The organism is Caulobacter sp. UC70_42, assembly GCF_044056025.1.
Taxonomy (GTDB): domain Bacteria; phylum Pseudomonadota; class Alphaproteobacteria; order Caulobacterales; family Caulobacteraceae; genus Caulobacter.
Map to the genome: position 1 here is coordinate 1,847,119 of NZ_CP171994.1, position 12,934 is coordinate 1,860,052.

Annotated in this window: 12 protein-coding genes; 10 read left to right on the top strand and 2 right to left on the bottom strand. The window is 68.8% G+C overall.

From position 1 onward, the window contains the following. Positions 1–53 precede the first annotated feature (53 nt). The gene (ybaL, locus tag ACHMW8_RS09380; protein WP_395445377.1) at positions 54–1,736 is read right to left on the bottom strand and encodes a YbaL family putative K(+) efflux transporter; all 1,683 of its coding nucleotides are present in this window, start codon (positions 1,734–1,736) and stop codon (positions 54–56) included. Positions 1,737–1,807: 71 nt separating this feature from the next. Here ybaL and ACHMW8_RS09385 point away from each other — a divergent pair, with 71 nt between their 5' ends. Together ACHMW8_RS09385 and ACHMW8_RS09390 are read left to right on the top strand one after the other, a co-directional pair. Continuing rightward, positions 1,808–2,056, top strand: coding sequence for a helix-turn-helix domain-containing protein (locus tag ACHMW8_RS09385; RefSeq protein ID WP_125157344.1), 249 nt, complete (start codon positions 1,808–1,810; stop codon positions 2,054–2,056). 18 nt (positions 2,057–2,074) lie between these two features. Next, positions 2,075–3,871 carry a cation:proton antiporter gene (locus ACHMW8_RS09390; RefSeq protein ID WP_125157030.1) on the top strand — a complete coding sequence of 599 codons (1,797 nt, stop codon included), beginning with the start codon at positions 2,075–2,077 and terminating at the stop codon, positions 3,869–3,871. Positions 3,872–3,878: 7 nt separating this feature from the next. On the opposite strand, the gene ACHMW8_RS09395 is transcribed toward ACHMW8_RS09390, so the two are convergent. Continuing rightward, positions 3,879–4,280 carry a MerR family DNA-binding protein gene (locus ACHMW8_RS09395; RefSeq protein ID WP_233586552.1) on the bottom strand — a complete coding sequence of 134 codons (402 nt, stop codon included), beginning with the start codon at positions 4,278–4,280 and terminating at the stop codon, positions 3,879–3,881. A 96-nt stretch (positions 4,281–4,376) separates the two neighbouring features. Between ACHMW8_RS09395 and ACHMW8_RS09400 the strand changes: the two genes are divergently transcribed. The 8 genes from ACHMW8_RS09400 (at position 4,377) to ACHMW8_RS09435 (ending at position 12,832) form a co-directional block, all read left to right on the top strand. Further along, positions 4,377–5,201, top strand: coding sequence for a class I SAM-dependent methyltransferase (locus ACHMW8_RS09400; protein ID WP_395445378.1), 825 nt, complete (start codon positions 4,377–4,379; stop codon positions 5,199–5,201). A gap of 52 nt (positions 5,202–5,253) precedes the next feature. Then, positions 5,254–5,895 carry a TetR/AcrR family transcriptional regulator gene (locus tag ACHMW8_RS09405; protein ID WP_395445379.1) on the top strand — a complete coding sequence of 214 codons (642 nt, stop codon included), beginning with the start codon at positions 5,254–5,256 and terminating at the stop codon, positions 5,893–5,895. After that, entirely contained in the window at positions 5,892–6,875 is a 984-nt protein-coding gene (locus ACHMW8_RS09410) for an HlyD family secretion protein (protein WP_125157026.1), read from the top strand. The genes ACHMW8_RS09405 and ACHMW8_RS09410 overlap by 4 nt, the downstream gene beginning before the upstream one ends. Then, on the top strand, positions 6,872–7,807 hold the full coding sequence (locus ACHMW8_RS09415; RefSeq protein WP_395445380.1) for an ABC transporter ATP-binding protein: 936 nt from the start codon (positions 6,872–6,874) through the stop codon (positions 7,805–7,807). The genes ACHMW8_RS09410 and ACHMW8_RS09415 overlap by 4 nt, the downstream gene beginning before the upstream one ends. Continuing rightward, positions 7,804–8,433 carry an ABC transporter permease gene (locus ACHMW8_RS09420; protein WP_395445381.1) on the top strand — a complete coding sequence of 210 codons (630 nt, stop codon included), beginning with the start codon at positions 7,804–7,806 and terminating at the stop codon, positions 8,431–8,433. Before ACHMW8_RS09415 ends, ACHMW8_RS09420 begins: the two co-directional genes overlap by 4 nt. Beyond that, on the top strand, positions 8,339–8,938 hold the full coding sequence (locus tag ACHMW8_RS09425) for an ABC transporter permease (protein ID WP_395445934.1): 600 nt from the start codon (positions 8,339–8,341) through the stop codon (positions 8,936–8,938). Before ACHMW8_RS09420 ends, ACHMW8_RS09425 begins: the two co-directional genes overlap by 95 nt. 337 nt (positions 8,939–9,275) lie before the next feature. Then, positions 9,276–10,496: an OmpA family protein gene (locus ACHMW8_RS09430; RefSeq protein ID WP_395445382.1), complete on the top strand. Its 1,221-nt coding sequence runs from the start codon at positions 9,276–9,278 to the stop codon at positions 10,494–10,496. Between the two features lie 455 nt (positions 10,497–10,951). Next, positions 10,952–12,832: a ribonucleoside-diphosphate reductase subunit alpha gene (locus ACHMW8_RS09435; protein ID WP_125157343.1), complete on the top strand. Its 1,881-nt coding sequence runs from the start codon at positions 10,952–10,954 to the stop codon at positions 12,830–12,832. Positions 12,833–12,934: the final 102 nt, after the last annotated feature.

Consider the following 12,934-nt stretch of genomic DNA (forward strand, 5'->3'; position numbering starts at 1 on the left):
CGCGGTCAACGCGACCGCGTCTCGCCATGATCGCCCGTCGCTACTTAAGGGGGCTAATGACCCCCCGCCTGGACCGCCGGCTTCTTCTTCGGCGCGCGCGCCAGCATGCCGCGCGCGATCTCTTCCTCGCCGATCAGGGCGTGGGTGGCGCCCATCTGCTTGAGAAGTGTGACGTCGGCGTCGGTATAGGCCCGCGCGACGATCTCGCAGCTGGGGTTGGCGGCGCGGGCCTGTTCGATGATGCGGCTGGCCTCGAACGGGCTGGGCACGGCGACGAACAGGTGGGTGGCCTTGTCGAGACCGGCCTTCAGCAGCACCTCGGGCTTGACCGCGTTGCCGCCGATCGTCTCGTAGCCGGCCTTGCGCAGCTCCTCGGCGCGCTCGGGATCGTCCTCGATGACGACCAGCGGGGTCTTGGCCTTCAGGCCCTCGGCCACCAGCTTGCCGACGCGGCCGTAGCCGACCAGCAGGGCGTGCGGCTTGGCGGCGGCCAGGATCGGGGGTTCGCCGGCGGCCTTGCGTTCCTTGGCGATCATCTTGGGCAGCACGCGATCGAGGATGGCGAACAGCAGCGGGTTGAGCAGGATCGACAGGATGGCCCCGGCCAGGATCAGGTCGCGCCCCTCGGGCGGCAGCAGCTTCAGCGACACGCCCAGGCCCGCCAGGATGAACGAGAACTCGCCGATCTGGGCCAGGCTGGCCGAGATGGTCAGGGCCGTGCTCATCGGGCGGCGGAAGGCCAGGACGATGCCCAGCGCGAAGATCGACTTGCCGATGATGATGATCGCCACGGTGGCCAGCACGGCCAGCGGCTGCTCCAGCAGGACCTGATAGTTGAACAGCATGCCGATCGAGACGAAGAACAGCACGGCGAAGGCGTCGCGCAGCGGCAGGGTCTCGTTGGCGGCCTGCTGGGAGAGCTCGCTCTCGGCCATGATCATGCCGGCGAAGAAGGCCCCCAGGGCGAACGACACGCCGAACAGCGCGGCCGAGCCGAAGGCGACGCCCAGGGCGATGGCCAGCACGCCCAGGCGGAACAGCTCGCGCGAGCCGGTGTGGGCGACGCGGTGCAGGATCCACGGGATCACGCGGCGACCGACGATCAGCATCAGGGCCACGAAGGCCACGACCTTGCCGATGGTGATGGCGAAGGCGCCCAGGACGCCGCCGCCCAGGAACCCGGAAGCGGCCTGGTTGGCCGAGGCCTCGCCGCCCAGCATGCCGGACAGGGCGGGCAACAGGACCAGCGCCAGCACCATGGCCAGGTCCTCGACGATCAGCCAGCCGACCGCGATCTTGCCGCGTCCGGTCTCGATCAGCCGTCGCTCCTGCAGCGCGCGCAGCAGCACGACGGTCGAGGCGACCGACAGGGCCAGGCCGAAGACGATCCCCGCCCCGATGCTCCAGCCCAGAACGACCGCCAGGCCAAGGCCCATCGCCGTCGCCGCGCCGATCTGCACGACCGCGCCGGGGATGGCGATGTTCTTCACCGCCATCAGGTCCTTCAGCGAGAAGTGCAGGCCGACGCCGAACATCAGCAGGATCACGCCGATCTCGGCCAACTGCGGAGCCAGCTCCTGGTCGGCGACATAGCCGGGCGTGAACGGGCCGACCAGCACGCCGGCCAGCAGGTAGCCGACCAGCACCGGCAGTTTCAGCCGGTTGGCGATGGCGCCGAAGATGAAAGCGAGACCGAGACCCGCGACGATGGTGGCGATCAGCGAGGTGTGGTGCAAAGGCTCTCCTTGACGATCAGCTTTTTCGGGCGTACTCAACCAATATGGGTGATAAAACCCAGGTACGCCAGATGCCGCACGCAAAAATTCTCCTTCCGGCGCAATGCCGGGCCGCTCGCGGGCTGATTAATTGGTCCCAGGGCGAGCTTGCCGACAAGGCGGGCGTGTCACGGAGCACGGTCAAGGACTTCGAGACCGAGCGCCATGCGTTGCACCATAGCACCGAGCGCCTCCTGATCGACGCGATCGAGGCCGGCGGGGTGTCGCTGATCGCGGCGGATGAAGCTGGGGCGGGCGTGCGTCTGAAGAGAGCTGACTAGGATCAACGAGGAGGGCGCGTGCAGCACGAGGTTTCACCAGAGAGCTACAAGGACCTGGTCCTGTTCCTGGCGACCGCCGGTATCGTCGCGCCGCTCTTCAAGCGCCTGAAAATCAATCCGATCCTGGGCTATCTGCTGGCCGGAGTCATTCTGGGGCCGTTCGGCCTGGGGCGGTTCATCCCTTACGCCCCGTGGCTGGACTACGTCACCGTCGACAATCCCGACGAAATCGCCCAGCTGGCCGAGTTCGGGGTCGTGTTCCTGCTGTTCATGATCGGGCTGGAGCTCTCGTGGGAGCGCCTGAGGCTGATGCGCAAGTGGGTGTTCGGCCTCGGCGCGGTGCAGGTGATCGGCTGCTCCCTGGCCTTGGGCGGCGGGGCCATGCTGCTCGGGCAGGAGCCGGTGGCGGCCCTGACCATCGGCGCGGCCCTGACCCTGTCGTCGACCGCCATCGCCGTGCCCGTCCTGGCCGAGCGCCGCCGCCTGCATTCCGAAGCCGGCCGCGCCACCTTCTCGGTGCTGCTGTTCCAGGACCTGGCCGTGGCCCCGATCCTGATCACCCTGGCCATTCTCGGCCGCGGCCATGGATCGTTCCAGGTCAAGGACCTGCTGGCCCTGGCGCCCGCGGCCCTGGGCCTGGGCGCGATCGTGCTGGTCGGGCGTCTGGCGCTGCGGCCGATGCTGAAGTCCGTCGCCAAGGCCAAGAGCGAAGAGATGTTCATGGCCGCCTGCCTGCTGGTGATCATCGGCGCGGGTCTGGTCAGCGCGCTCTCGGGCCTCTCGATGGCGCTGGGCGCCTTCGTCGCCGGCATACTGCTGGCCGAGACCGAGTATCGCCACGAGGTCGAGGTCAAGATCGAGCCGTTCAAGGGCCTGTTGCTGAGCCTGTTCTTCGTCTCGCTGGGCATCCGCCTGGATCTGTCCCTGCTGGCCGCCCAGCCCGTGGCGATCCTGGCCACGGCGGTCGGCCTGATGCTGCTGAAGACGGCCGTGGTGTTCGTCGGCGGCCTGGCCATGGGCCTGAACCGGCGCGCCGCGATCGAGGCCGGCCTGATCCTGGCGGCCGGGGGCGAGTTCGCCTTCGTGCTGCTGGACAAGGCCATCGACGCCGAGGTGGTGTCGCGGCCGCTGGGCCAGGCGGTGCTGGTGTCGGCCACCCTGACCATGTTCCTGATTCCGGCCCTGGCGGCGCTGGGCGGGTATCTGGGCCGTAAGAGCGCGCCGCTGCCGATCAGCGAGGCCCCGCCGTCCACGCCGCGCGAGCCGGACCGCGTGGGTCCCGAGCCGGCCGGCCAGGTGCTGGTCATCGGCTATGGCCGGGTCGGCAAGCTGGTCGGCGACATGCTGGGTCGCCACGCCCTGACGTGGATCGCCGTCGAGCGCGACGCGCGTCTGGTCGAGCAGGGACGGCGCAACGGCGACCGCATCTACTATGGCGACGCCTCGCGGATCGAGCTTCTGGAGCGCTGCGGCCTGGCCACGGCCAAGGCGGTGGTGGTGACCATGGACGCTTTCGAGGTGGCCGAGGCCGTGGTCGCCGCCGCGCGCGGGGCCCGGCCGGACGTGCCGATCGTGGTCCGCGCCCGCGACGCCCACCATGCCGCGCGGCTCTATGAGCTGGGCGCCACCGACGCGGTGCCCGAGACGATCGAGGCCAGCCTGCAGCTGTCCGAAGCCGTGCTGGTCGATATCGGCGTGCCGATGGGCCTGGTCATCGCCTCGATCCACGAGCGCCGCGACGAGTACCGCAAGAAGCTGAACCGCCCCGACGCCCTGGGCGGACGCCGCCGCCGACTGCGCGACGCCGCGCTGTGACGGGGCGCTAGACCGCTTCGGCCCGATACCGTCGGCGGTGATGGCCCGCCGCCTTTACGAGGCGCAGGAAGCGCGGGCAGTCCATCAGTCGCGGGACCTCGCAGTCGGCGGCGTGGGCCAGACCCTCGCGCAGGCGGGTCAGTTGTTCGATGCGGCGGTCCAGGTCGGCGACCTTGGCGCGCAGGGCTCCGCGGTCGATGTCCCGGCCGGTTCGCTTCGAGTCGTCCAGCATCGCGCCGATCTCGTCCAGCGAGAAACCGCAGGCGCGACCCAGGGCGATCAGCGACAGCCGCTCGATCTCGGACGGGGCGAAAAGCCGCTTGAGGCCGCGCCGGCCGGTCGAGGCGATCAGACCCTTTTCCTCGTAGAACCGCAGGGCCGAGGCGCGCACGCCGGTCCGTTTGGCCAATTCAGAAATATCAATGTCGAACACGGCTTGACCTCAAGTGCGCTTCAACTCGCAGGATGCGCGGGGACGATGACCATCGCAACGAAGGAGACGCGCGTGAGCGACCAGGACATGGCGGCCTATTGGGACCGGGCCGGGAGGGTCTGGGTCGAGCAGCAGGGGCTGCTGGACCGGATGTACCAGCCGATCGCCCGGGCGGTGGCGGACGCGGCCGACCCGCGCGCCGGCGAGGCGGTGCTGGACGTCGGTTGCGGCGCGGGCGCGACCACCTTCGAGGCGGCGTGGCGGGTTGGGCCGGAAGGTCGGGCGGTCGGCGTCGACATCTCGCCGGCGCTGCTGGAACTGGCGCGTCGCCGGGTGGGCGAGGCGGGTCTGGAAGGCGTCGAGTTCTGCAGGCCGACGCCCGAGACTCACGTCTTCAGGGCTGAATTCGACGCCATCGTCTCGCGGTTCGGGGTGATGTTCTTCCCCGATCCCGTCGCGGCCTTCGCCAACCTGCGCACGGCCGCGAAGCCCGGCGGCCGCCTGGCCTTCGCCTGCTGGCGCGGGCCCGAGGACAACGCCATCGCGACGGTTCCGCTGGCCGCCGCCGCCCCGTTCCTGCCCAGCCTGCCGAAGTTCGAGAAGGACGCGCCGGGCCGCTTCGGCTTCGCCGACCCCGACCGCGTGCGCGCCATTCTGGCGGCGAGCGGCTGGCGCGACGTGGTCATTGATCCCCTGGACGATCCGACGCCGGTCAGCGCCGAGGAGCTGCTGACCATGAGCCTGCGCGTCGGCCCGCTGAACCCCATCCTCGCGGGCCAGGACGAAACCGTGCGCGAGAAGGTTCGCGAAGCGGTGACGAAGGCGCTGGAGCCCTACGTGACGAATGGCGTCGCCGAGATGAACTCGGCCTGCTGGCGGGTGACCGCGAAGGCTTGAGTTTCGGCCTGTTCGCCTTTAATGACTTCCGGGTCATTAAAGGCGAACAGTCATGCAGGCCGGACATCCCAAATGGCGTCGACGCGCCGAGGCGCGGCCGGGCGAGATCGTCCAGGCGGCGTTCGAGGTGTTCGCCGAGAAGGGCTTCGCCGCCGCCAAGCTGGACGAGATCGCCGCCCGGGCGGGCGTCTCGAAGGGGGCGCTCTATCTCTATTTCGAGACCAAGCAGGACCTCTTCGGCGCGGTGGTCCGCGAGGCGGTGGCGCCAAACCTGGACATGGTCGAGGCGGCGCTGGCCCAGGCCACGCTTCCGTTCCCCGACCTGCTGCGCCTGCTGTTCGCCCGGATTTGCCAGGTGATCACGACCTCCCGTCTGGGATCGGTGGCCAAGCTGGTCATCGGCGAGTCGCGAAACTTTCCGGAGCTGGCTCGCGTCTGGCATGATGAGGTGGTCAGCCGCGCCCTGACGGCGGTCAGCGCCGCGATCCGGCGGGGCCAGGAGCGCGGGGAGGTCAGGCCGGGCGACCCGCGCCTGCACGCCTTCAGCATTGTCGGTCCTCTCCTGACGGGCGTGATCTGGCGCGAGACCTTCACCCCCGTCGGCGCGCCGGCCGTCGATCTCGAGGCGCTGATCGCGCAGCACGCCGACACGGTGCTGCTGGGCCTCGCGCCGCGGCCGGAGGACAGGTCTTGAAGCCCGCCGTCCGCATCGCCGCCGTCGTGGCCGGGGTCGGCCTGGCCGGCTTCCTCGGCTGGCGGCTGCTGGGGCCGGACGCCCATCGGCCGCACCGGCTGTCGGGCTATGTCGAGGGCGAGACGCTCTATGTCGGGGCCGCGAACGCAGGGCTGGTCAGCACGGTGGCCGTCCAGCGCGGCGATCGGGTCGAGGCCGGCCAGCCGCTGTTCGCCCTGGACGCGGCCCAGCTGACCGCCGCCCGCGACCAGGCCGCCGCCCAGACGGCCATCGCGGAGGCCCAGCTGCGCGACGCCGAAAAGGGCCAGCGCCCGCAGGAGCTGGCCGTCTATGACGCCGAACGCGCGGCCGCCGAGGCCCAGGTCCGGCAGGCCCGGTCGGACTATGACCGCGTCGCGCCGCTGGTGGCCAAGGGGATCTACGCCCCGGCCAAGCTGGACCAGGTGAAGGCCGCCCTGGACTCCGCCCGCGCCAACGCCGCCGCCGTGGCCCGGCGCAAGGACGTCGGAACCCTGGGCGCGCGCCCCGACGCGGTGAGCGCGGCGCGGTCCGCCGTCGCCTCGGCCCGCGAGGCCCTGGCCGCCGCCCAGTCGCGGCTGGATCAGATCAGCCCCAAGGCCCCGGCGGCGGCGCGGGTGCAGGACGTCTTCTACCAGCCCGGCGAGTGGGCCGCCGCCAACCAGCCGGTCGTGGCCCTGCTGTCCGACGACCGCGTGCGGCTGCGCTTCTTCGTCCCCGAGGCCGAGGTGGCGCGCTATCGGCCGGGAACGACCATCCGCTTCTCGTGCGACGGCTGCGGGGCCGAGCGCTCGGCGCGGATCAACTATGTCAGCCCCCGGTCGGAGTTCACCCCGCCGGTGATCTACAGCCGCGAGGCCCGGCAGCGGCTGGTGTTCCTGGTCGAGGCCAGGCCCGATCCGGGTCCGGCCCTGGCGCCGGGTCAGCCGGTCGACATCGTTCCCCTGGACGCGAAGCCGTGAGCGGCCTGGCCGTCGATGTCCGGGGACTGAACAAGAGCTTCGGCCCGCGCCACGTGGTGCGGGACCTGGCGATCCAGGTTGGAACGGGCAAGATCACCGGCTTCCTCGGCCCCAACGGCTCGGGAAAGACCACGACCCTGCGGATGCTGTGCGGCCTGCTGACCCCCGACAGCGGCGAGGGGGAGGTGCTGGGTCTCGACTTCCGCAAGGACGCCGAGGCGGTCAAGCGCCAGACCGGCTACATGACCCAGAAGTTCTCGCTCTACGAAGACCTGTCGATCGAGGAGAATCTCGACTTCGTGGCGCGCGTCCACGAGCTGGACCGCCGCCGCGAGCGGGTGAAGGACAGCCTCGACCGCCTGGGCCTGACGGCGCGCAGGAAGCAGCTGGCCGGCAGTCTGTCCGGCGGCTGGAAGCAGCGCCTGGCCCTGGCGGCCAGCGTCATGCACGAGCCCAAGCTGCTGCTGCTCGACGAGCCGACCGCCGGCGTCGATCCCAAGGCGCGGCGGGAGTTCTGGGACGAGATCCACGCCCTGTCGGCCGGCGGGCTGACCGTCATGGTCTCGACCCACTACATGGACGAGGCCGAGCGCTGCCACGACATCGCCTATATCGCCTATGGCAAGCTGATGGCGCGCGGCGCGGCCGATGAGGTGATCGCCGAGAGCGGTCTGGTGACCTTCCTGGCCGAGGGTCAAACCGCCGAAGGCATGGAGGCTGACCGCCTGGCGCCCGTCCTGGCCGGCCAGCCCGGCGTCCTGATGGCCGCCCCGTTCGGGGCGGCCCTGCATGTCAGCGGGACGGACCGCGCGGCGCTGGAGGCCGCCATCGCGCCCCACCGCGCGCCGCCGCTGGTCTGGACCGAAGTGAAGCCGACCCTGGAGGACGTGTTCATCCGGCTGATGGACCAGTCGTCGGACAATTTTCAATGAGCGCGACAGGCCTGTCCGGCGCCCGCATCCTGGCGGTGCTGATCAAGGAGTTCATCCAGCTCACGCGGGACCGGCTCACCTACGCCATGATCCTGGTCATGCCGATCGTGCAGTTGCTGCTGTTCGGCTACGCCATCAACAACGACCCGCGGAACCTGCCGACCGCGGTGCTGACGCAGGACCAGGGGCCGATGGCGCGCTCGACCCTCTCGGCCCTGGTCAACAGCGGCTATTTCGAGATCGTCCGCACGGCGACGTCTCCCCAGGAGCTGGACCAAGCCGTGGCGCGCGGCGAGGTGCAGTTCGCCCTGACCATCCCGGCCGACTTCACCCGTCGCGTGGTGCGCGGCGACGGCGCCCAGATCCTGGTCGAGGCCGACGCCTCGGATCCGGCCGCCACCGGCGGGGGCGATCGCGGCCCTGTCCAGCCTGCCCCGGACGGCCCTGACGCGCGATCTCGTGGGGGCGACCGCGAAACCCGGCGGCGACCCGTTCGAGGTGGTGATCCACCGCCGCTACAATCCGGAAGCCATCACCGCCTACAACATCGTGCCGGGCCTGCTGGGCGTGATCCTGTCGATGACGCTGGTGATGATGACGGCGCTGGGCGTCACGCGGGAATATGAGCGCGGCACCATGGAGAGCCTGCTGGCCACGCCGGCCCGGCCGATCGAGGTGATGATCGGCAAGCTGACGCCCTATGTCGCCGTCGGCGTGATCCAGACGGTGGTGATCCTGGTTCTGGCCAGGGCCTTGTTCGCCGTGCCGATGGCGGGGGGCTGGCTGGCGCTGAGCCTCGGCGTCCTGCTGTTCATCATCGGATCGCTGGCCCTGGGGTTCCTGATCTCGACCGTGGCCCGGACCCAGCTGCAGGCGATGCAGATGTCGTTCTTCTACATCATGCCCTCGATCCTGCTGTCGGGCTTCATGTTCCCCTTTCGGGGAATGCCGCAATGGGCCCAGGCCCTGGGCGGCGTGATCCCGGTGACGCACTTTCTCAGAGTCGTGCGCGGCGCCTTGCTCAAGGGGCTGGACGCCGCCGAGCTGTGGCCAAGTCTCTTCGCACTCGGATTGTTTGTCGTCGCGATCTCCGGTCTGGCCATGGCGCGTTACCGGACCACTCTGGACTAGGCGCAGGTTCGTCGAGGACCTGACTGAAGCGGTTAGAATGTGCGGTTTTTAGGCGACGATCCGCGAATGCTTGACTGTTTCCTGCCTTCAAGCTCTTGCGCGCGGACGGTTCACGTGCGAACCCAACGAAGCTGACGCTTATCTGCAGTGGATGTCGGCGGGCACGCTCGGAAGTTGATTTCTGAGGGGCGGTCTTGTTTGGCTTTCCTGAGCAAAGGGCAGGGGGGCGAAACCTGACGAGTGTGTCTTTGCTGACACTTTCCCGTGGCGTTCGCCTTGGTATAACAGTGCTCGGTCGGTCTCCGGCCTGGGCAGGGCAATAGAGGGCTCTTCAACGATGAAACTCAACCTCCTGGCAGGAGCTGCTCTGGTCGCGGTGTTCGCCGCGTCGGGCGTTTCGGCCCAAGAGACCGGCTGGTACGGCGCGGTCGACCTCGGCTATCACTGGCCGCAAGCCATCAAGACGCAATCGAACCAGACCCTGCCGGACGGCGAATTCGCTCACTGGTCGTGGAAGTCCGAGAAGGACTGGACCGGCTTCGTGCGCCTTGGCTACCAATTCAACCCGCACGTCCGCGCTGAAGTCGAAGGCGGCTATCGCCCCGGCGACCTGCTGAGCGCCCGCGGCCCGGCCGTGCGTCACCCGATCGGTCTCTGCACCCCCGGCGTGACCCGCACCCCGGCCGCCCCGACCTGCGGCAGCCCGAGCGGCTCGATCGACTCGTGGACCCTGATGGCGAACGTCATTTATGACTTCGCTCCGGACGCCTGGCTGAACCCCTTCGTCGGTCTCGGCGTCGGCATCAACCGTCTGGACGTCAAGGCCCTGGGCCAATTCTCGGACGTTCCGGTCGTTCCGGGTCTGACGCCCATCAACGGCGTGACCAACCCGTCGATCCAGAACCTGACGGTCGACGACGACGATGTCGCCTTCGCCTATCAAGCTCTGGCTGGCGCCTCGATCAAGGCGACCGACAAGCTGAAGATCGACTTCACCTACCGCTACATCACCGGCGCGGATCACACCTGGTCGTCGACCGGCTCGAACTTCATCCAGCCGGGCGCCTTCAAGGGCCAGTACAAGGACCAGTCGGTGACCGTGGGTCTCCGCTACTCGTTCGCGTCGCCGCCCCCGCCGCCGCCGCCCCCGCCGCCGCCGCCCCCTCCGCCCCCGCCTCCGCCGCCTCCCCCGCCGCCGCCGCCTCCGCCGCCGCCGCAGTATGAGGCCCGCGAGTTCATCGTGTACTTCCCGTTCGACCAATCGGTCCTGACGCCGGAAGCGCAATCGGTGGTCACGGAAGCCGCGAAGTACTCGAACGACGGTCACGCGACGAAGATCGTCGTCGTCGGCCACACCGACACGTCGGGTTCGCCGAAGTACAACGTGAAGCTCTCGGAACGCCGCGCCAAGGCCGTCGCTGACGCCCTGGTCTCGCAAGGCGTCCCGGCCGCCGTGCTCGGCGTCGACTGGAAGGGCGAAAGCGCTCCGGCCGTCGCCACCGGCGACGGTGTGAAGGAACCGCTGAACCGCCGTTCCACGATCTCGATCAACTTCTAAGATCGAATCGAACTGACTATCGGGAGGGCCCGGCGGAAACGCCGGGCCCTTTCTCTTTGGGCGGAGGGCTTCCGACGCTTGGAGGCCCAAAGTCCCCGGTTTCCGGGCCTTTCGCCTGGACCCCTCCGCCCCCTCGTCCGAGGGCGCCGTCCACCGCCGACCACCATCCCTTGTGGCCCTCCTGTTAACGAGCGACGTTGTCCGGGGGCGGATGTCCTGGGGCGCCTTGCGGCGTCCTGTCGCGGGTGAAAAAAGTTCGGCCAGGCAACCCCTTGTCCCGCCTACGCAAGTTCGCGCCGTTCACAGGTTGTTAACGAAAAACTGGGGCCCGAGCCGTTGACGAGTCATTCACCACTGTGGCCCCATATGTGGGTTGAGGGGGCTCCTCAGCCACAAGATATAGCGGCTGACCGGGGCATGTCCCTTCTCCGGAACACGCTGATTGAGCAATGGATTTGGTCATGAACGGCAGTGAAGCGGCGAAGACGAACATCCGGAACGAGGCCCGTCTGGCCGCGATCAAGCCCGCCAAGCGCCCGCAGCTGGCGCTGGTGCAGAAGGTGCAGGTCGATCGCTCGCGCGACGCCCTGCTGACCGACTTCGGCAAGACCACGCTGGAAGACCGCTACCTGCTGCCGGGCGAGTCCTACCAGGACATGTTCGCGCGCGTGTCGACGGCCTTCGCCGACGACGCCGACCACGCCCAGCGCGTCTACGACTATATGAGCCGCCTGTGGTTCATGCCGGCCACCCCGGTGCTGTCGAACGGCGGCGCCGATCGCGGCCTGCCGATCAGCTGCTTCCTCAACGCCGTCAACGACAGCCTGGACGGCATCCTGGGCGTCTGGAACGAGAACGTCTGGCTGGCGGCCAACGGCGGGGGCATCGGCACCTACTGGGGCGGCGTCCGCTCGATCGGCGAGAAGGTCAAGGGCCAGGGCCAGACCTCGGGCATCATCCCCTTCATCCGCGTCATGGACTCGCTGACCCTCGCGATCAGCCAAGGCTCGCTGCGTCGCGGCTCGGCCGCCGTCTATCTCGACATCCACCACCCGGAGATCGAGGAGTTCCTTGAGATCCGTAAGCCCTCGGGCGACTTCAACCGCAAGTCGCTGAACCTGCACCACGGCCTGTCGATCACCGACGAGTTCATGCACGCCGTGCGCGACGGGACCAAGTTCGGCCTGCGCTCGCCCAAGACCAACGAAGTCCTGCGTGAGGTCGACGCCCGCGCCCTGTGGCAGAAGGTTCTGGAGCTGCGCCTGCAGACCGGCGAGCCCTACCTGATCTTCTCCGACACGGTGAACCGCGCCATGCCCTCGTTCCAGCGCGAGCTGGGCCTGAAGGTGCGCCAGTCGAACCTGTGCAGCGAGATCATGCTGCACACCGGCACCGACCACCTGGGCCAGGAACGCACCGCCGTCTGCTGCCTGTCGTCGGTCAACGCCGAGACCTATCTGGAGTGGCGCGATCACCCGACGTTCATCGAGGACGTCATGCGCTTCCTCGACAACGTCCTGCAGGACTTCATCGACCGCGCCCCGGACGCGGCCTCGACCGCCGCCTACGCCGCCATGCGCGAGCGTTCGGTGGGCCTGGGCCTGATGGGCTTCCACAGCTTCCTGCAGAGCCAGAACGTGCCGTTCGAAAGCGCCCTGGCCAAGAGCTGGAACATGCGGATGTTCAAGCACCTGCGCCGCGAGGCCGACAAGGCCTCGATCGCGCTGGGCGAAGAGAAGGGCCCGTGCCCCGACGCCGCCGACCGCGGCTCCAAGGAGCGCTTCTCGCACAAGCTGGCCATCGCCCCGACCGCCTCGATCTCGATCATCTGCGGCGGCACCTCGGCGGGCATCGAGCCGATCCCGGCCAATATCTACACCCACAAGACCCTGTCGGGTTCGTTCGCGGTGAAGAACCCCTATCTGGAGAAGCTGCTCGAGGAAAAGGGCCAGAACACCGACGCGGTGTGGGGTTCGATCCTGGAAGAGGAAGGCTCGGTCCAGCACCTGGACTTCCTGAGCCAGGACGAGAAGGACGTCTACAAGACCGCCTTCGAGCTGGACCAGCGCTGGGTGATCGAACTGGCCGCCGACCGGACGCCGGAAATCTGCCAGAGCCAGTCGGTCAACGTCTTCCTGCCGGGCGACGTCGACAAGTGGGACCTGCACATGCTGCACTGGATGGCCTGGGAGCGCGGCGTGAAGTCGCTGTACTACCTGCGCTCCAAGTCGGTGCAGCGCGCGGCCTATGCCGGCGCCGAGGACAAGGTCGCGGCGGCTCCGGGCTTCGACGTGCCGGACAAGACCGACTACGACGAGTGCCTGGCCTGCCAGTAAGGCTTGCCGCGCCTCTGACGGCGACGATCCGAAAAAGTGACGGCGGCGCGGGAAATCGCGCCGCCGTTTCACGTTCCCGGAACCCTAATCTGTCACAACGGG